General features: G+C 63.5%; 18 protein-coding genes. 12 read left to right on the top strand and 6 right to left on the bottom strand.

The annotated features are described in order from the left end of the window. Nucleotides 1–63: 63 nt before the first annotated feature. Nucleotides 64–1,038: a zinc-binding dehydrogenase gene (locus tag PCS43_RS19695; RefSeq protein WP_064074860.1), complete on the bottom strand. Its 975-nt coding sequence runs from the start codon at nt 1,036–1,038 to the stop codon at nt 64–66. 461 nt (nt 1,039–1,499) lie between these two features. Here PCS43_RS19695 and PCS43_RS19690 point away from each other — a divergent pair, with 461 nt between their 5' ends. The 6 genes from PCS43_RS19690 to PCS43_RS19665 all read left to right on the top strand — a co-directional run bounded on the left by PCS43_RS19690 (nt 1,500) and on the right by PCS43_RS19665 (nt 6,839). Then, nucleotides 1,500–2,264: an ABC transporter ATP-binding protein gene (locus PCS43_RS19690; protein WP_058228058.1), complete on the top strand. Its 765-nt coding sequence runs from the start codon at nt 1,500–1,502 to the stop codon at nt 2,262–2,264. Further along, a complete protein-coding gene (locus PCS43_RS19685) occupies nt 2,261–2,971 on the top strand; it encodes an ABC transporter ATP-binding protein (RefSeq protein ID WP_058228059.1) in 711 nt (236 codons plus the stop codon). Before PCS43_RS19690 ends, PCS43_RS19685 begins: the two co-directional genes overlap by 4 nt. A 13-nt stretch (nt 2,972–2,984) precedes the next feature. Continuing rightward, the gene (locus PCS43_RS19680) at nt 2,985–3,875 is read left to right on the top strand and encodes a branched-chain amino acid ABC transporter permease (RefSeq protein ID WP_058228060.1); all 891 of its coding nucleotides are present in this window, start codon (nt 2,985–2,987) and stop codon (nt 3,873–3,875) included. After that, nucleotides 3,875–5,008 (top strand): branched-chain amino acid ABC transporter permease, encoded by a 1,134-nt coding sequence (locus PCS43_RS19675; protein WP_058228061.1) that lies wholly within the window; start codon nt 3,875–3,877, stop codon nt 5,006–5,008. The genes PCS43_RS19680 and PCS43_RS19675 overlap by 1 nt, the downstream gene beginning before the upstream one ends. A gap of 148 nt (nt 5,009–5,156) precedes the next feature. Further along, nucleotides 5,157–6,464, top strand: a complete 1,308-nt coding sequence (locus PCS43_RS19670; protein ID WP_058228062.1) for an ABC transporter substrate-binding protein — start codon at nt 5,157–5,159, stop codon at nt 6,462–6,464. Between the two features lie 114 nt (nt 6,465–6,578). Beyond that, nucleotides 6,579–6,839, top strand: coding sequence for a zinc-binding dehydrogenase (locus tag PCS43_RS19665; protein WP_082654932.1), 261 nt, complete (start codon nt 6,579–6,581; stop codon nt 6,837–6,839). Nucleotides 6,840–7,028: 189 nt separating this feature from the next. Here the strand turns inward: PCS43_RS19665 and PCS43_RS19660 are convergent, their stop codons facing one another. Genes PCS43_RS19660 through PCS43_RS19650 form a run of 3 tightly spaced genes read right to left on the bottom strand, consistent with a single transcriptional unit; the run spans nt 7,029 to nt 9,880 of the window. Beyond that, nucleotides 7,029–7,928 carry an SDR family NAD(P)-dependent oxidoreductase gene (locus PCS43_RS19660; RefSeq protein WP_058228063.1) on the bottom strand — a complete coding sequence of 300 codons (900 nt, stop codon included), beginning with the start codon at nt 7,926–7,928 and terminating at the stop codon, nt 7,029–7,031. Beyond that, nucleotides 7,925–8,428, bottom strand: coding sequence for a nuclear transport factor 2 family protein (locus tag PCS43_RS19655; protein ID WP_058228064.1), 504 nt, complete (start codon nt 8,426–8,428; stop codon nt 7,925–7,927). Before PCS43_RS19655 ends, PCS43_RS19660 begins: the two co-directional genes overlap by 4 nt. Before the next feature lie 39 nt (nt 8,429–8,467). Continuing rightward, entirely contained in the window at nt 8,468–9,880 is a 1,413-nt protein-coding gene (locus PCS43_RS19650) for an FAD-dependent oxidoreductase (protein ID WP_063892161.1), read from the bottom strand. Nucleotides 9,881–10,059: 179 nt separating this feature from the next. Between PCS43_RS19650 and PCS43_RS19645 the strand changes: the two genes are divergently transcribed. After that, entirely contained in the window at nt 10,060–10,917 is an 858-nt protein-coding gene (locus tag PCS43_RS19645) for an alpha/beta fold hydrolase (protein WP_231915182.1), read from the top strand. A gap of 87 nt (nt 10,918–11,004) precedes the next feature. Further along, entirely contained in the window at nt 11,005–11,328 is a 324-nt protein-coding gene (locus tag PCS43_RS19640) for a non-heme iron oxygenase ferredoxin subunit (RefSeq protein WP_054801916.1), read from the top strand. On the opposite strand, the gene PCS43_RS19635 is transcribed toward PCS43_RS19640, so the two are convergent. Next, nucleotides 11,313–12,956 carry an FAD-dependent monooxygenase gene (locus PCS43_RS19635; RefSeq protein WP_197486194.1) on the bottom strand — a complete coding sequence of 548 codons (1,644 nt, stop codon included), beginning with the start codon at nt 12,954–12,956 and terminating at the stop codon, nt 11,313–11,315. The genes PCS43_RS19640 and PCS43_RS19635 overlap by 16 nt on opposite strands. 180 nt (nt 12,957–13,136) lie before the next feature. Here PCS43_RS19635 and PCS43_RS19630 point away from each other — a divergent pair, with 180 nt between their 5' ends. The 4 genes from PCS43_RS19630 (at nt 13,137) to PCS43_RS19615 (ending at nt 17,876) form a co-directional block, all read left to right on the top strand. Then, nucleotides 13,137–14,336: an NAD(P)/FAD-dependent oxidoreductase gene (locus tag PCS43_RS19630; RefSeq protein ID WP_064074862.1), complete on the top strand. Its 1,200-nt coding sequence runs from the start codon at nt 13,137–13,139 to the stop codon at nt 14,334–14,336. Between the two features lie 68 nt (nt 14,337–14,404). Then, the gene (locus PCS43_RS19625) at nt 14,405–15,376 is read left to right on the top strand and encodes an alpha/beta fold hydrolase (RefSeq protein WP_058228103.1); all 972 of its coding nucleotides are present in this window, start codon (nt 14,405–14,407) and stop codon (nt 15,374–15,376) included. Between the two features lie 37 nt (nt 15,377–15,413). Beyond that, nucleotides 15,414–16,280, top strand: a complete 867-nt coding sequence (locus PCS43_RS19620; RefSeq protein WP_058228067.1) for an alpha/beta fold hydrolase — start codon at nt 15,414–15,416, stop codon at nt 16,278–16,280. Between the two features lie 531 nt (nt 16,281–16,811). Next, entirely contained in the window at nt 16,812–17,876 is a 1,065-nt protein-coding gene (locus PCS43_RS19615; protein ID WP_058228068.1) for an extradiol ring-cleavage dioxygenase, read from the top strand. Between the two features lie 54 nt (nt 17,877–17,930). Here the strand turns inward: PCS43_RS19615 and PCS43_RS19610 are convergent, their stop codons facing one another. Then, nucleotides 17,931–18,734 carry an IclR family transcriptional regulator gene (locus PCS43_RS19610; protein ID WP_231915183.1) on the bottom strand — a complete coding sequence of 268 codons (804 nt, stop codon included), beginning with the start codon at nt 18,732–18,734 and terminating at the stop codon, nt 17,931–17,933. Nucleotides 18,735–18,802: the final 68 nt, after the last annotated feature.

The following is an 18,802-nucleotide window of genomic DNA, read 5'->3' as shown; positions in this document are numbered from 1 at the left end:
TAGAGCTGTGACGGTTGGTTCCGTTCCGGCGTTCTGCAGGGCTGAACGCCGGAACGGTTGACGTCACGGGTGGGTCACGAGTCGCCCCACGACCTCGCCACGCTCGAGCCGGGCGTAGGCCTCATTGAGGTCGGCCAGGTCGACGACGGTCGTTTCGGGCCGCAGATGCCCTTGCGCGAGTAGGTCGAGGACCTCGGCCATATCCGTGACGGTGCGGCCGAAGGAGCCGCGCAGGGTCTGGCGGCGCAATATCAGGCTGTGTGTGTCGACCTTCGCGGCGGCCGCAGACATCCCGACCACGACGACCCGCCCTCCGCTGCGCACGACACTTAAGGCTTGCTCGGTCGTGGAGCCGGTGCCCGCGAAGTCGACGAGGACATCGGGGCGCAGGTCACGCAGCGACTCGATCTCGGTGAAACACTCGGTCGCTCCAGCGCCTCGTGCCGCGTCGAACGTCACGGGGTTCACGTCTACGCCGTAGACCGTGCTGTCGAGCAGTGCTGCTGTCCGCACGCCGTTGAGGCCGAGGCCTCCCAGTCCGATGATCGCCACCGTTTCACCGGCATTGACTCCTGCGGTGGTTCGGACGGCCGAGTAGGCCGTTGCGATCGAGTCGGTCGCGACTGCTGCCTCATCGAAGCCGACACCGTCGGGGATGGGTTGCAGCTTCTCGTGCGGCACCGTGACGTACTGGGCGAAGCCGCCGTCGATAGTGAGGCCCGGTGTGGCTCGAGGGATCATCGGCCCGCCGGAGATAACTCGATCGCCCACCGAGAAGTGGGTGGGAACCCCGTTACCGATTTCGAATATGGTTCCGGCGATTTCGTGACCGAGCGTGATCGGTGCGGTGGTGGCGAGCAGCTCGCCCTCCTCGGTGGACATCGTGTGGACCAGTGAGCCGTCCAGGATGTGCAGGTCGGAGTGACACAACCCGGCGGCTTCGACGCGCAGCACGACCCATCCTGGTGCTGCGTCCGGTATCGGAATGTCCTGCAGTTCCATGGGTCGCCCGGCGACGGTCATGCGCATAGCTTTCATGGGCTCAGGATGTCTTCGAGGGCGACGTCGATAGGAAATGTTCCACGGGCCGAAACGGCAAAGCTGGCGTTATGCGCCGCGGTAGCTGACTTTGCGCAAGCGTTCCGTCTGCCGGAACTTGTGCTTCGCGCCACGGCTGTCTCGATGGAGGCTTCAGCCGATCACACGGATGGCACTTCCTGCATTGTCGCGTCCGGCATGCCAGGAAATTCCAGAGAAACGCGGGCATGCGGGAACGGCTCCACGTCGGAGACAGCAGCAGGATTTGTCGTCCGCAGAGTCTCCGCGGTGCCTCGTTCCGTTCGGTGGAACTAGCTGTGACACCTCGATGTAGTCCACATCACACTGACGAAAACGGATGGTCAGTGTGCCTTCGCTCACACCTAGTGCGACGCACATGCCACACGAACCACGGGAGACCACATGAAACAGTTCCTGGCCAGAGAGACGAGGAGATCACCATGAGTGGGCTCATCATCGACGACGTTTCGATGCACTTCGGCGGGATAAAAGCCCTCGACGGCCTTTCATTCACGATCGGCAGCGGACAGATCTGCGGCCTGATCGGCCCTAACGGGGCCGGCAAGACCACGCTGTTCAACTGTGTCAGCCGGATCTACCAGCCGAGCTCAGGCAGCATCAGGATGGATGGAGAGGAACTCCTTTCCGTACCTGCTCACAAGATCGCCGGGCACGGCGTTGCACGCACGTTCCAGAACCTCGGCCTGTTCCCGTCGCTGACCTTCCTCGAGAACACGATGGCCGGCGCCTACTCCTGTGGCAGGGGCGGCTATGTGCGGTCTCTGCTTCGCTTCGGTGAAGACAAGGCAGAAAAGCAACTCCGGAGTGAGTCGTTCGAACTGCTCGAACGGCTCGACCTTGCGGACCTCGCCTTCCTTCCCGCGGCTGATCAACCGTTCGGCACCCTCAAGCGGCTCGAGTTGGCACGCGCGCTGGCCGCCAAGCCCAAGTTGCTGCTGCTCGACGAGCCCGCCGGTGGGCTGACCCACAGCGAGGTCGACGAGCTGTCCAGCACGATACTGCGCGTCCGCGACGAGTTCGACCTCTCGATCCTGCTGGTCGAGCACCACATGGCGATGGTCATGGGCATCTCCGACCTCGTCGTCGCGATGAACTTCGGCAAGAAGATCGCCGAGGGAAAGCCCACCGAGGTCCGTTCACACCCCGAGGTCATCTCGGCCTATCTGGGAGCGCCCGCCGCATGAGCCTTCTCGAAGTACAAGATCTGTACGCCAACTACGGCACCGCTGATGTTCTGCACGGGATCAACCTGACTGTCGAAAATGGGGAGGTCGTCGTGATTCTGGGTGCCAACGGCGCTGGTAAGACGACGACGATGCGCGCCATCTCCGGCATGATCCAGCGTCGTGGCCGCGTGATGTTCGACGGTAACGACATTTCCGCAGCCTCACCCGACGAAGTCGTGCGACTCGGACTGGCCCAGGTCCCGCAGGGACGTGGCACGATCGCAGACCTCACAGTGGAGGAAAACCTTCGGGCAGGTGCACACGTGCGCACGGATAAGAAGGGGATCGTCGACGACATCGCGCGCTGGTTCGACACATACCCGCGCCTGTCGGAGCGACGCAAGCAAAAGGCCGGTCTGCTGTCCGGTGGCGAACAGCAGATGCTCGCGGTCTCGAGGGCCATGATGAGCCGCCCCCAGCTGTTGCTGTGCGACGAGCCGAGTCTGGGGCTCTCTCCCAAGCTCACGCAGGAACTTTTCGTCTCGCTGGCGCAGATCAGCAAAGAGATGAGCATGGCCATCCTGCTCGTCGAGCAGAACGCCACCCTGGCGCTCGGCATCGCCGATCGCGGCTACCTGATCGAGGTGGGCACGATTGCCGCATCTCGACCGGCAGCCGAACTTGCCGGTGACGACGCCATCCGCGCCGCATACCTCGGGTACTAGGGAGAACTGACTCATGGATCTCTTGATCGCCCGCATCATCGACGGGCTCAACAACGGCGTGATCTACGCGTTCCTCGCCCTCGCGCTGGTATGCGTCTACCGCAGCACCAAGCACCTCAACCTGGCCCAGGGCGAGATGGCCATGTTCAGCGCCTTCCTCGCCTTCGCATTTACCCAAGCCGGTGTCCCGGTTGTGTTCGCGATCCTTTTGGCCGTTGCGGCGGGTGCGATCGGCGGCGGACTGATAGAGCGGGTACTCGTGCGGCCGCTGGGTAATAACGCCGATTACTCGATCCTGTTGGTCGGGATCGGCGTCTTCCTCGCCCTCAATGCGGGAGCGGGGTTGATCTGGGGAGGCGAGCCGCTGCCCTTCCCCAGCGTGCTGCCATCTGGTCCCGACGACTACATCTCGATCTTCGGCGGTCGACTGCGATACCAGCAGCTGTTGATGATGGTCCTGTTGGGACTCGTCCTTGCCGGCATCTTCGCGCTGTTCAAGTACACCAAGCTCGGCCTGGCGATGCGCACCGCGACCAGTAACCCCGAGTCCGCGAAGCTGCTGGGCATCCGGGTCAATCGGATCAACGCGTTGGGCTGGATCATGGCCGGCGCCGTCGGCGGACTGCTGGGGCCGCTCGTGGCACCTGGCACGACCCTGACGACGTTCATGATGTTCAACTTCCTGATCTACGCATCCGCGGCGGCCACGCTCGGCGGTTTCGATTCCCCCGGCGGCGCGGTCGTGGCGGGGCTGATTATCGGTGTGCTCGAGAGTCTCGTAGGCGGCTACGTGTCCTTCATCGGCTCGGATCTCAAGCTGGCCGTGGCGCTCGGGTTGCTGCTCGTGGTCCTCATGGTTAAACCGTCCGGCCTTTTCGGGTCCAAGCGAGTGGAGAGAGTCTGATGGAACTTCCGATCACTGTTCACGAAGGCACGGCCGCGCACCGCGGCCTCAACCTCGGCCGTGCCATCCTCGTTGTGGCCGTCATCGTGGTGCTTCCGTACGTCGTGAAGTCCTACCTGCTCGACCAGATCACAGGCGCGCTGATCCTGGCGATCGCCGCGGTCGGCCTCAATCTGCTGTCGGGATTCGGCGGACAGATATCGCTGGGCCATGCAGCCTTCTTCGGATTCGGTGCATACTCGACCGCCATCCTGGTGACCGACCACGGTTGGTCGGCTCCGCTGGCTTTCGTGATGGGCATGCTGGTCTGTTTCATCGTGGGAGTGCTGGTCGGCATACCCGCTTTGCGGGTGAAGGGCATGTACCTCGCGTTGGTGACACTGGCGGTGGGCGTGGTCTTCCCGAGTCTCGTCCGCCGGTTCGAGTCGCTGACCGGAGGCTCAGCCGGTCTGTTCGGCATCGAGTTCAAAGCTCCGGACATCGCCTACTTCGCCGGCCGGTCAGGTCAGGTGGTCTGGCTTTACTACGTAGCAGTCGTCGCACTGCTGCTGGCGTGCCTGATCGTCTGGAACATCATGCGGGGGCGGACGGGACGCGCCATTGTCGCCCTTCGCGACAACGAGTCGGCCGCGATCGTCATGGGTGTTGACCGCACCGTCGTAAGGACTGTGCTGTTCGGCATCTCGGCAGCGATCGCCGGACTCGCCGGCGGCCTCTTCGCTGTCGACACCGGCATTCTGACCCCCGATAGCTTCTCGCTGCTGTTCACGATCTACCTGCTGGTCGCGATGGTCCTGGGTGGCCGCGCGAGCTACTGGGGACCGATAATCGGCGGCTTCGCGATCTACTTCTTGCCGCTGTGGACGGGCGAGATCACCGAGGGACCCGCAGCTGGCGTTGTCTTCGGTGTCCTCATTATCGTCATGGTCTTCACCCTTCGCGATGGTGTCATCGGCGGTCTCAAGAGCCTCGGTGCCAGGTTCCTCGTCGTACAGCCGTCCCAGCCCGCGTCCAGCGTGAAACTCGGCGAGGACCCTCTGACGGGAGATTTCGAGGTCCTCGATCCCGACGAGGTGCCGGCCGCTCTGGAAGAGATGCCCGCCGGCAGATCACCCGTGACAGACCCCGTCTGACACCCAGAATTCTCGGGAAAACCGCCACCACATGTCGCGGGATCCCTTCGACTCGGTGCGCTTGATGAGGGCGCACTGCTGACAGCACCACTTGTTCTATTCGGCAATCTCTCGGTCCGTCCCGGACCCTTTCTTGAAGGAGTACGACGTGTTCACACATCGCAAACACCTGGCGGGAGCAGTGCTGGCTCTCGGCCTCCTGGTCACGGCCTGTAGTTCACCGGGCGGTGACAGCGCAGGCGCCGCGGACACGTCCAGCGAGTCGAATGCGGCCGCGAAGGCGCTCGGCATCGACCTGGCAGCCTGCCCGACCGACGTGACCAAGGCATTCGGCACGACAGTCAAGGTTGGGAACACGATCCCGCAGACAGGACCGGTTGCACCTGCCTTGGGTGGCATCGGACCTGCCATGAAGGAGGCGTTCCGTCAGTTCAACGAGACCTCGGGTCTGGGCACCACGTTCGAGTTGGTTCAGGGTGATGACGCTTTTACACCGGACAAGGCATTAACTACGACGCAGACTTTGCTGGACAAGGACGGCGTCGACCTGATCACCGGGGTTGTCGGCACCGCTCAGGTCGCTGCGATACGCGGAGTCCTCGGCGGGGAGTGCGTGCCGCTGATGCCCGGGATCTCGGGCGGTACTTCGGCCAACAATCCCGCCGAGTATCCATGGACATCGGTGTTCACTCAGCCGTCCGCTCTCGACGCGCGGATCATGATGGCCAGCATCAACGAAAACCACCCCGACGGCGCGAATGTCGCAGTGCTGTATTCCAACAACGAGTCGGGCAAAGATTATCTGAGTGCGCTCGAGAAGTACGCGGGCAAGAGCAAGATCGTAAAAACCGAGACGATCGAAGCAACCGAAACAGGGTCACCCTCCTCACAGATCACGACGCTGCGTTCCACCGGGGCCACCGTGGTGATCGCAGTTCCGACAGCTGCTCAGTGTGCGTCGACGATGCAGGAGGTCTCGAACCAGGGATGGAATGCCGACCGATACATGTCGTCAGTGTGCGCGAGCTTGACGTTTGACGTCGCCGGCGCGGCAGCCAATGGCTGGCACATCACGACGTATGCGAAGGACCCCACGCGTGGTGAGTTCGTCAACGACCCAGTCGTAGTGACCGCGATCGACTCAATTAAGAAGGCCTCGCCCAGTACGCCGATCACGACCACGACGATGACTGGCTTCCTCTACCCGCAGCCGTTCTTCGAAGCGGCAAAGGTTGCGGCGAAGTCTCCGCTGGGTCTGAGCCGACTCGGGATGATGGACGCCGTCACTCACCTGGACTTCCAGCCTGCACTCCTCAAGCCGGGCGTGAAGTTCAAACTCGACGGTCTCAAGGACCAGGTCGCGATCGAGGCGTCCTATCTGAGTGTCTACAACTCTGACACCAAGCTGTTCGAGGACGGCAAGCTGTACGACTTCGAAGGACAGATGACGGGGTAGTCGAGCACCAGCTCAGAGACCCGGCGGACGATCGTCCGCCGGGTCTCTGAACTACTTCCTGACCAGGCCCACGGGTCTGGCTTGCTCCGCCACATCCAAGGAGAAGACATATGACTGATAGACGTCTACTTCGACAGCGTCGGCGGTCGTATCTTGGAGGTTGCCCTGCACAATATGAACCTGCATGGTCGAGTCGTGTGCTGTGGTGCGGTATCCCAGTACGAAGGCCCGGCTGGATCTCCAGGCCCAGCGAACGTTCCTACTGTGCTCGTGACGAAGAGGCTCGCGATGCAGGGCTTCATCGTCTACGACTTCGCGGAGTCGTTCCCCACTGCACTCGCTGACCTCGAGGCCTGGTTTCCTCTGGCGATGTGAAGGTTCTTGAGGACGTCCGGGAAGGCATGCAGGCGGCCCCGTCAGCGTTGGTCGACCTGCTGGGCGGAGGCAACGTCGGCAAGTTGATGGTGCGTGTCGGTCCAGACGCCTGAGTCTCGACGCTCACCGGATCCATAGCCTTCGTTGGCGCCCGCGACGAGGACGTGATCCTCGGCGAGGGCGTCGCATTCAGTCGTTGAAGCGGGGGAGTAGTCCGTACTGCTCGACCGAGCTGTCGAGGATGCGGAACCCCTCGGCGTCGGTGACCTGGTCGAGTCCGGCCGCGACCTCCTCGATCGAGAGTGTTCGACTCGACAGTCCAGGCACCGCGGCGCTGAACAGCAGAGCCGCGCGTCCTCCGCCCGCAGCTAGCGTCTGGCAGGTGAGTTCACACGATCCGTGGGACAGGTAGGCCACCACCGGGGAGACGATCGACGCCTGTAGGTACCGAAGATCGAGATCGGGATGGTTCTCGAAATATGCCTTGGCATATCCGGTCGCAGCGACAGGCGCCAGCGCGTTTATCCGGATGTCGAGGTCGCGATTGTCCAGCGAGGCTGCTTTCGTGAGCCCGACGACGCCGGCCTTGGCGGTCACGTAGGGCACCGAGTCGGGCGCGCCGAACACACCGAGGGCTGACGTCGTATTGACGATGCGGCCGTGCCCCTGACCTCGCATGTGCCGCAGGGCCTCCTGCATTGTCCAGAAGGTCCCGAACAAATGCATGTTCAAAGTCTCGGCAAAGGTCTGCGTCGAGACCTCCTGGGCAGACCCGCTCCCGCCGGCCCCGGCGTTGTTGACCAGGATGTCGATGCGCCCGAAGGTGTCGACGGTCTGCCGGACAAGACCGATCGCCTCGGTCTCGACACCGACGTTCCCGGTGGCCGAGACGGCCGTCAAGCCCTCGTCGCGTAGCTGTTCGGAGACGACGTCGGCCAGTGGTCGCCCGTCGTCGGCGGTGCTGATGTCATTGATCACGACCTGGGCGCCACGCTCGGCCAGCAGCCGCGCGTGAGCCAGTTCCAGGCCTGCTCCCGACCCGGTGACCAAGGCGACTTGACCGTCGAAACGGTACTCGGCGGTGTTCATGAGGAGAGGGATTCGACTGTGATGTGACCGGCGATCGGTCGGCCGAACGCGTACGCGGACTGAATCGGGTTGTAATACTCGCGGACATGTTTGACCATGTTGTTCTCGGTGATCATCTTCATGATGTAGCGGTTGCGGTAGTCACGGCCGTTGGCCATCGTGAGCTTGCCGTAGGTCTCGAGGAACACCGTTGTGCCGTCAGCAGACAGCGTGATTTCGCAGTTACAGGGTCCCTCGCTTTCGCCTTCGGCAGTAAAGGCGACGGCCCAGAAGTCGGTTGCCGCATCGATGCCGACGTAGGAGCGGAACTTGCCCTCCTCTACCTGCCCCGACTCACTGAAGGGGATCTCGACCACGATGTCGTCGGCCATGCAGCTACGGACCGCTGCGAGATCCTGCGCGTCGACGGCCTCATGCCAGCGGCGGAACACGTCGAGGGTGGCTGTGGGGCCTTCGGTACGGGCCAGGACCTCATGGAAGTCAGGCTTGAGCTCGGTCATGATCGTCCTTCGTCGTGCGGTCGGTGATGGGATCTGGGGCTATGAGCGTGGAAGTTGCGCGACGCTGGACAGGCCGGCGGCCCGGCCGAAGACACCGGCCTTGCCGAGCCCGGTGCCGCTGAGATACGTCGCGCCGTGAAAGCCGCCGACGACCTCGCCGGCCGCGAAGAGCCCCGGGATCGGCTTGCCGAACACGTCGACGACGTTCAGTTGCTCGTCGACCCGGACACCACAGAAGGTCGTGGTCAGACCCGAGCGGCAGGGGAATGCATAGTAGGGCGCTGTGTCGAGGTGGCCGCCGCGCGCGACGCCGTAGTCGCTCAGCGATCGTCCGAACTCGGGATCGACGCCCTCGTCGACGAAGCCGTTGTAGGCATTGATCGTGGCCCGCAACATATACGGATCGATCTGCAGTTTCTCGGCGAGATCCTCGACCGTGTCGGCGACGATGACATACCCGTCGGCCAGAGCCGATTTGAAGTCCGCCGGCGTCGGGGCGACCTGAGAACGATTCATCATCCAGTCGTCGAACACCTGGAAGCCGATTCCCGCCGGCTGACGGACGCAGATCGAGCTGATGGTCTTGTAGTTGAGGTTCTCGTCGACGAAACGTTTGCCGTCGAGGTTGACGATGATGGCACCCTGCGAGTTCGGGTACAGCAGGCGGGGCTCCTCGTTCGGGTCTTCCGACAGGTCCGGGTAGTTCTTGATCGAGGCGCCGAAGGAAGCCTCGACGTAGCCCATGTCGGCGACGTCGGCGCCCAGTGCCCACGCCATGCGCAGCCCGTCACCGGTATTGTCGACACCGCCCATCTTGGTAGCGTCAGCCCACTGTGGGGCGAAGGTTTCCAGCAGCTCACGGCTGCGGGCGAAGCCCCCGCTCGTCAGGATCACGGCGGCGGCGTGCAGCACGATCTCCTGCCCGTCGCGCTCGAGGACGACGCCGGTGACGCGACCCTCCGCAGCCTGGACGAGCCGCCGAGCAGTGCTGGATGGCCAGTAGTGGGTGTGGTCGAGCGCCACGAACTTCTCGTGCATGACCTTCGTCGCGTAACCCTGAGGTGCCGCGTGCATGCGCGAGACCACGTCGGTGCCGGTGATCGTCAAAGTGAAGTCGATTCCGTGACCTCGCATGAACTCGAAGGTATCGAGCTGGTGCTCGAGGTAGGCCTGGACGGGTGCCGGATCGTTCTTGCCCCGTCCGGCGGCGAGGATCGACGCGCGCAACTGCTCGTTGTCGTCCTCGATGCCGGCGGCCGCCTGAATGTCGGTGCCGGCGAACAGCATTCCGCCACCGGATTTCACCGATGAGCCGCCGTATTGCGCGCCCTTCTCCAGTAGCAGAACCGTGGCGCCGCTCTCGGCGGCGGACAGTGCTGCGATGTTCCCCGCCAGGCCGGCTCCGACGACGATGACGTCGTATATGGCGGGCTGCGATTCGTGGATACTCATCGGTTCACTCCTGATTCGGACGGATCTGACGCCGGGAACGGCGTGCGTCATTGCCGCCGATGCTGCTCGCCGTCATCGATTGTCGACATCGAATGTTCCGACTGGCGAAACCGACCTGCGTCACGGGGCGGCGGACCTGTTAGTCCTTGGTTATGTTCTCTCCCACTACGGCCGCCCCGGTGACACTCACTCCAGCATGGTTCCAGCGGGCTCTGGCGCAGCACGCCATTGTCCACACGCTCGATGTGGACGGGGTCGCGGTGACCTGCCGATCGTGGGGTGAGCCCGGGGCGCCCGGTGTGGTGCTGGTGCACGGCGGCGCGGCGCACGCTCGGTGGTGGGACCACATCGCGCCGCTGCTCGCGACCACGCGCCACGTCGTCGCGCTGGATCTGAGCGGTCACGGCGACAGTGGTCGCCGGGAAACGTATTCGCTCGAGGCATGGGCGGACGAGGTCATGGCAGTCGCTCGGGACTCCTTCGACGCACCGCCCGTCGTGATCGGGCACAGCATGGGCGGCATGGTGACCCTCGCCGCCGCGACGTGGCACGGGGCCGACCTGGCGGGCGCGATCATCATCGACACACCGATCCACGAGGCGACACCCGAGGAAGCTGCGGCACGGGACAAAGTCGCGTTCGGACCACAGAAGGTCTACGTGACGCGTGAAGAGGTCGTGGCACGGTTCCGCGTGATCCCCGGCCAGGACACCGAGCCGTACATCTTCGACCACATCGCCGAGCACTCTGTCCGTCAGGTCGGCGGTGGCTGGGCATGGAAGTTCGATCCCGCGATCTTCGCCCACGAGCCTCTGCGTCCCTGTGAGCTGTCACGGCTCCAATGCAGCGTTGCACTTCTCCGGCCGGAGCAGGGCCTGGTGGACACCGCGATGGGCGAGATGATTTCCGAGCGACTGAACGGCGCGGCTCGGGTCATCGATATCCCTGCTGCGGAGCACCACGTCATGCTCGACCAACCGATTGCCCTGGTCACTGGGCTGCGGGTACTGCTTGCTTGTGACGTTTCCGCCGAGTGAAACGGTCCCTGTCGGGTTTTCGGTTACCGAACCAGACTGATCGTCTGCCGAGAGAATTTCCGGCAATGACGAGGAGGTCGATACCTGATGGAAGATACACAGACGATGAAGCGCCAGTTAGCCTGCGCTGTAGATGATCTCACGCCGGGTGAGTCCATGACCCTCGACGGTGGACAGATCGCCCTGCACCGGGCCGAGGATGGGACGTTCTTCGCCACGGCCGACAGTTGCTCCCACGAGAAATGGTCGCTCGGCAGTGAGGGTGAGATCGAGGGCAGTGAGCTCGTCTGTCCGCTGCACATGGCGCGCTTCGATCTGGCCAGCGGCAAGCCGTTGTGTCTGCCGGCGACCATCGCGCTTGCGACCTATCGGGTCGAAATCGACGACGACCAAGTTTACGTCGTCTCCTGAGCCATTGCGTCGCGCTCAGCTTGGGTGAGGTGGCCGACCGCCTGCTCGGCCCAGTGGTCGACATCCTCGGGCAGCACGTCGCCGCGCCAGAACACGTGTAGGTCGGGCCGCACTAACAACAGCGAGCAATCGTAGGCCGCACGGACGTTCGGGTCGTCGATTCGAAGTACCTCCAGAGGTGCACCCAGCCTGGCGAAGTCCGCCTCGACGGCTGTCGTGTCGGCCGAACCGGTCAGGTCGATGAATGTGTAGTCCTGACCTAAAGCATCCTGCATGGCACGGCCGTCCTGGAGCCAGATGTGCGGGACACGTACGCCAGGACGCGTGTGCGCCGTGTAGGTCGTGGTGTCCCAGTCGGTGATGTTGTCGTCCTCATGGGCGATCAAATCCGAGCCGGCATAGCTGTAGCCCCACTCGACGCCGATCATCTCGTGGACGCGACGGTGGTGGATGTTCGCCGCGGCACCCACCTCCGACCGTAGTGTCGCGCCAGCGGGGGTGTCCTCGGTAATCTCAGGCGTCACGAGATCACGCCATAGGCTCATGCCTTGGGCGGCCCATCCGGAGGCCTGGACGTTGCGAGCGCCGACCTTGCGCCGCTCGGTCTCGTAGCTGTCGAGCAGACCCGGCCCACCCCAGCCCTGGACCGTTCCGGCCAGCTTCCAGGCCAGGTCGATCGCGTCACCGACGCCGGTGTTCATGCCCAAGCCACCGGTGGGGATCACCAGGTGGACCGCGTCGCCGGCCAGTAGTACACGTTCGTCGCGGTATCGCTCGGCCAGTAGGAGATGCAGCTTCCAGTTCGTCGAGTTGCGGATCGTGAAGTCGAAGTCGAAACCCACACGGTCGCGCACGGCCTGTGCGAGGTCGGCGTCCACGTCGATCGCGATATTGAGGGTGAAGTCCTTTCGGCTGCCCTGCACGACGAAGGCGCTGCCTTCGGCGTCGGCGACGTAGTAGTGGCGTCCCTTGCCAATTGGGATCTTGTCGTAGAGCTCATCGGAACGGAACGTGACCTGACGCAGCTGGCGGATACTGCCTTGCCCTTCGAGTTTGATGCCGAGTTTTTTGCGGATTGTGCTGATGCCGCCGTCACAGCCGGAGAGATATCCGGTGCGAACCGTCTCCCGGGCTCCCGCGAGGTCTTCGAGGGTCACGGTCACGCCTTCGTCGTCCTGGATGAAGTCGACGAGGTTGTAGCCGAAGCGCACCGTGACGTTCGGGGTGCTCTCGGCGACCCGCTTGAGCACAGGTTCGAGGTCGTTCTGTGCGACGAGTTGGTATGGCTCGAGCGGTTCGGAGGCGTCGGTCGTTGCGGCGATTGTGGCGCGGTGCTCGGCGACGCTGGGATATTCGAGCTTGACCAGGGGCGGGTCCGACAACCGGGTCACGATGAAGACATCCATCGAGCCATCGGCAGGGTAGCCTGCCGCACGAACTTCGTCGGCGATGCCGAGACGTCGGTAGAACTCCATCGTGCGTGCGTTGGAGCGGTCCATCTTGGGCCACTCCTTGGTTGTCGGATCCTTCTCGACCAGCAGCGTTCGGACTCCGCGCCTGCCGAGGTCGATGGCCAGGGTGAACCCGACCGGTCCTGCTCCTACGACGACGACATCGAACTCATTCACGATGGTGTGCTCCAAGATTGATGTTGATTTCGGTCGCGCACCGGTGATGCGTCCGCACAGTTTGGGGCGCCGTGTGCTCTGCGACCCAGCCGATGTTCCATCGTGCGAAACGTGCCCGCCGGGTTCCAGCCAGCGGTATACCTCGTTGCCCGACCCAGTGACCCCGATGACACTTGCGCCGTGTCCATCTTGATAATCGGCGCGTCCGTGGCGGGAATCCGCACGGCGCAGGCCCTCCGCATGCAGGGTTACAACGACGCCATCACGGTCGTGGGCGAAGAGGTCCACCAGCCCTACGACAAACCTCCGCTGTCCAAGGAGATGTTGCTCCCCGACGGCCCCAATCAGCCCGTTCCGCTGTTGTCGAGCGCCGAGTTGGAGGCTCTCGACGTCCAGATGCATCTCGGCACTCGCGCTGTCGCGCTCGACGTCAATGAACGCGTCGTCACGACCCATGACGGCACGACATTTCCGTTCGACGACTTGGTGATCGCGACCGGCGTCACCCCTCGAACACTGCCGGGGGCCGATACGCTCACCGGGATCCACACGTTGCGTAACGCCGAGGACGCCGTCGCACTGCGGGTCGGCCTGGCGACCGCACAAGACGTTGTTGTCATCGGTGCGGGATTCATCGGTGCCGAGTTCGCTTCGGCTGCACGGGCATACGGCACGCGCGTGACGATTATCGAGACGCAGCAGGTTCCGCTGACACGTGTACTCGGAGCTGAAGTAGGTGCCGAGCTCGCACGCTTGCATGAGGTCAACGGTGTCACCGTCCACACAGGTGTGCAGTTCTCCCATTTCGTCGGAGATTCGCACGTCTCGGGAGTAGCACTAGAGGACGGTCGAGTCTTGCCTGCCGACCTGGTGGTCGTGGGAATCGGCGCAACTCCTGCCACCGAGTGGCTGGCGTCGTCCGGCCTACCGATTACCAACGGTCTGGAATGCGACGCGTCGCTGCATGTCCGCGGCACCGACCGGATTTTCGCGGCAGGCGACATCGCCCGATGGGCACACGGCTTCTACGGTTCGGACCTGCGGATCGAGCACTGGACCAATGCCAATGAGCACGCCGGGATCATTGCCGCCGACGTGATGGGTACGTCCGTCCCACATGCTCAGGTGCCGTACGTCTGGTCCGACCAGTACGGCCATCGGATCCAGATCGTGGGCCGTCCGGGCGACGGCGCCGTGGCGATCTCTCACGGCACGGTCGAGTGCGGGCTTGTCGCGGTATACGCGGACGAGGCCGGCATCGTGACCGGCGCGTTGGTCGTGGACGACCCGCGGATGTTGATGAAGTGCCGAAAGGCCGTGACCAAGCGCGTTGCGGTTACCGACCTGGATCTGGGCCTGACGCCCGCTCGTCCGGTGTGACCCGACCTAACGGCAGACAACTGACCCGGAGGCGTCCGCGTCCGGTGCACGTCAATGAAGGAGTGAACATGGCGTTGACGGAAGAGGGACTCATCGAGGTTCCGGGAATGATGAGTCGCTGGGTTCGGCTCGCGAGTGGCGCGAAGGCCCACTACATGACCTCCGGCACGACCGGCCCGGCCGTCGTGCTGCTGCACGGTGGCCTTCCAGGCTCGTCGGGCACGGCGGGGTGGCGCTTCATGGCACCGTTCCTGGGGGCCAACGGTTTCCGGGTCTACTGCCCGGACATGCCGGCATTCGGTCTGTCGGACGACCGTGAGGAGTTCTGGCCCGAAGGCGTCCACAGCTATGTCGACTTCATCCATGAGTTCACGACTGCACTCTGCCTCGACGAGTTCCACCTGTCCGGCAACTCGATGGGCTGTATGAACACGACCAACTACGTTGTGGCCCATCCGGAGAGGGTGCTGAGCTTCGCGCTGATCGCCGGTGACATCGGCGACGTCGTACCCGCCGGGCTCAAGCCGCCGGCCAAGGTCGAGCTGACGCAGTACGACGGCACCCGTGAAGGAATGCGCTCGATGATGAGCGCCATCATCCACCGAGGCGAAGCGATCAACGACGACCTGATCGAGATGCGGTTCGCTGCGGCTGAGCGCGGCAAGGAGGCCCACGCGCAGTTCTGGCCCGGTCTGCTCCAGTACGGCCGGATCATCCCGTGGGAGGACCCCAATATCGAGGCGCGTCTCTCGACCAAGGGCCGGCTCGACAAGCTCACGATTCCCGGGATCTACCTCTACGGCACCGAGGACGTCTTGACGCCGGTCGAGTGGGGTTACGAGCAGGAGAAGGTCCTGCCGAACATTCAGTTCTTCTATCCCGAAGAGACCGGGCACCAGGGACAGACGGACTCGCCGGAGATCTTCAACCAGGTGTTTCTGGAGTTCTTCCGGGACGGCCAGGTCTCCCGTCAGAGCGCGGATGCAGCCGGTGTGTCCAAGTTGCGTCCCGAGCTTCCCGACCTCGTCGCGCAGGTCTGAAGTCCGGTTCCGGTCCTCGACGAAAGGAAACAGAATTATGAGCATTGCCACCGAGAAGTCCTCGGTCACCGCAGAGAGCACGAGCCGGACGGTCCTGACCAGCCGTTACAAAATCCACTACTACGAGGCCGGAGTCGGCCATCCCGTAATCCTGCTGCACGGCAGCGGTCCGGGCGCGACGGGGTGGAGCAACTTCCGCCCCAACATCGAGCCGCTCTCTCGCCAGTTCCACGTCCACGCGGTCGATATGCCCGGTTGGGGCGAGAGCGACACTCAGAACGACACAATCGGCCGTGATCACTCCGCCGATCTCATCGCGTTCATGGACGAGCTCGGGATCGAAAAGGCTGCCTTGGTCGGCAACTCAATGGGTGGAATGACGTCCGTCGAGACTGCCGTCCGCTACCCGGAGCGGGTCAGTCACCTGGTTTCGATGGGCGCACCAGCGCCTGGCCTCGACCTCTTCAGCCCCGGAGGCGGCCTCTCCGAGGGCCTGAAAGTTCTCTTCCAGGCATACCGAGTGCCCACACCGGAGAACATGAAGAAGCTCGTACAGATCATGTGCTTCGATCAGTCGATGGCCACGGACGAACTTGCCGGGCTGCGTTCGGCTGCAGCACTCGCCCACAGAGGGCACCTCGATAGCTGGAACACGTTGTGGGACAACCCACAGCCGCCCAACCCGTATTTCGGGTTGCTTCCCGATCTCGCCAAGATCACGGTGCCGACGCTCGCTCTGCACGGACGAGATGATCGGGTCGTGAGCTTCGAGCACACTCTGCGCTTCCTGGCTGCGGTTCCGACGTCACGTGCTCACATCATCAACCGCTGCGGTCACTGGCTACAGATCGAGCATGCCGATGAGTTCAACCGCATCATCACCGATTTTGTGAGCAACGCCTGAGGCAGCACGACACCGATGAGGGGTGAGGTCGATAGCCTCACCCCTCGTCCTCCGTCAAAGTCAGCTGCGTGACGCGATCCGCTCCAGCGCTACGTCGACCAGCAGGTCCTCCTGCCGCCGACCCTCTTGCGGGGTCCGGCCCAGACTGGAACGTCGCGGGCTGCTCACGATGTGTTGTTGCACTAGGTATGCCAAGGGGATGTCGTCGGTCCCGATGAGGTTGCGGACTGGCGCACAGGGGACGCCGGTAGTCGCCGACTGCTCGCGCCATGCAACGGCGGCATCCTTGCGTCGTCACGACGTGGGTCATCGGCAGACGTGGGTCATCGGCAGTAGGGGGCGTGGATGGGGAGTTCTCCATGTGGATCACCACCGAGCGCTGCGGGCGTTGCCGCGGAAGGTTCCAAGCACCAGAACTTCTGGTGGTGGGATGCGTTCCACAAGTCTCTAATGACGAATACGTTCGGATCATCGGCGCTTATCGACGAAGCTCGACGGCGCCGGTGTCAGCAATGAGGAGGAGCAGCACACATGGCAGAAGTGATAGGTCTCGGTATGACTCACTACCCGATGCTGGCCGGTGCGGACACGCACATGGCAAACCTGATGAAGAGCGTTCTGAAAGATCCAGATATCCCCGAGGATCGCAAGGACCCGGACAACTGGTCCGCGTTAGCGCAAAGCGAGTGGGGTGACGATCAGGGGACCACTGCCGCGGCCGGTCACCGGGCGCAGCTGCGCAAGGGACTCGACAAGGTCCGCGCCGCGCTCGACGACTTCGAACCCGATGTTGTCCTGGTGTGGGGCGACGACCAGTACGAGAACTTTCGAGAGGAGGTCATCCCGTCTTTCTGCGTCCTGGCGTATGCGGACACAGAGGTTGAGCCCTTCGCGGTGTTGAAGTTGCTCGATGTCCCCAACGTTTGGGGTCTTCCGGACGAGGAGCGGTTCACGATGAAGGGCGACCCCAAGTTCGCCAAGCAGATCGCGACTGCCGTGCTCAACGACGGCATCGATGTCGCCTACTCGTACGAGCAGCGTGAAGGGATCCACTTCCCGCACGCGTTCGGCAACACTCAGATCTTTCTCGACTACGACAACGTCGGTAAGGAGTTCCCGTATCCGGTGATTCCCTTGGCGGTCAACTGCTACGGCGAGCACGTCATCGCGCGCAAGGGCGGCATCGCCCGCTTCGCCGACATCAAGGCAGGGGAGAATCTCGATCCTCCGGGACCGTCCCCGTTACGCTGTTTCCAGTTCGGCCAGGCCATCGGTCGTGCCGCACGTGCCAGCGACAAGCGCGTCGCGCTGATTGCCTCGGCGAGTTGGTCACACGCCTTCCTGAACGACAAGGACTGGCACCTGCGTCCGGACATCGAGGCTGACCGCGCGTTGTACGACGCGATGGTCGCATGCGACTACGAGGCATGGAAGAAGGTCACAACGCGTGAGGTCATCGAGGCAGGCCAGCATGAGATGCTCAACTGGTTTTGTCTGCTGGGTGCGATGTCCGAGCTCGATCTGAAGCTCGAGTGGAGCGAGTTCGTGGAGACCGAGGTTCTCAACTCCAACAAGACGTTCGCGATCTACCGCTGATTGGAACGTTCGACGGCGCCGTCTTCCCGATCGGGGGTTCGGCGCCGTCGAACGTCAGAGCTCGCGCGGAAACCAGTGCGCTCGTCCCTGAGCCAGGCCCCCACGGGACCCCTTTGCGATCTGGGCTGCGGTGTCACGCAAGGCATTCACGATCTTCTGACCGGTATCGGTATCGGCGCGGTGGGAGATCGAGATCGCGCCGATCGCGACGTCGTGAACCACGATCGGGGCTGCGACGCAGGCCTGGCCGAGCTGTGCCTCGTTGTGCTCATAGGCGATGCCGCTGGTGCGGATCTTGCGGAGCTCGATCACAAAATCCTCGACGTTCGTGATCGACCGCGGCGTCAGCATGGGCATGGGCGAGGGGAGGAACGCCTCGAGGTCTTCGAGGTTCTCCCAGGACAGCAATGCCTTACCGACGGCTGTGCAGTTGGCCGGGAGACGGACACCGACACCGGAAGGGCCGGTCGGGGCAACGGGATTGGCGAGCTTCTCCAGATAGACGACGTCGTAGCGCCGCAGCACCGCGAGGTGGACGGTCTGGCCCGACCACCGGTGGAGTGCGGCGAGGTAAGGCATCGCCATGTCGCGCATGCTGCCGGCCGGCGTGTTGGCCGCAAGTTCCAGCAGTCCCAGCCCCAGCTTGTAGCCGGAGCGGTGCTGCTCGATGGCATCGAGGTCGATCAGCCGAGCGATCAGCCGATGCACGGTGGACTTGGGTAAGCCCGACGCGCGCGACAGCTCGCTGAGTGTCATGACCCGTTCGTTGTTGTTGAAGGCGCGGAGGAGGTCGAACGCCTTGGACAGGATCGATGGTGGCTCGGGGGTCCGAGACCCATGGGCGAGAGGGTCATTCACAGTGTGCAACTCCGAGGGGTTGTACGGCACTCGCAACGTGACGTGGTTCACCCACCTTAACCAGGTGG

It is taken from the genome of Rhodococcus sp. C-2, assembly GCF_027854095.1.
Taxonomy (GTDB): domain Bacteria; phylum Actinomycetota; class Actinomycetes; order Mycobacteriales; family Mycobacteriaceae; genus Rhodococcus_F; species Rhodococcus_F qingshengii.
The sequence above is the reverse complement of the archived record's forward strand: the minus strand, read 5'-3'. Positions and strand labels throughout refer to the sequence as shown.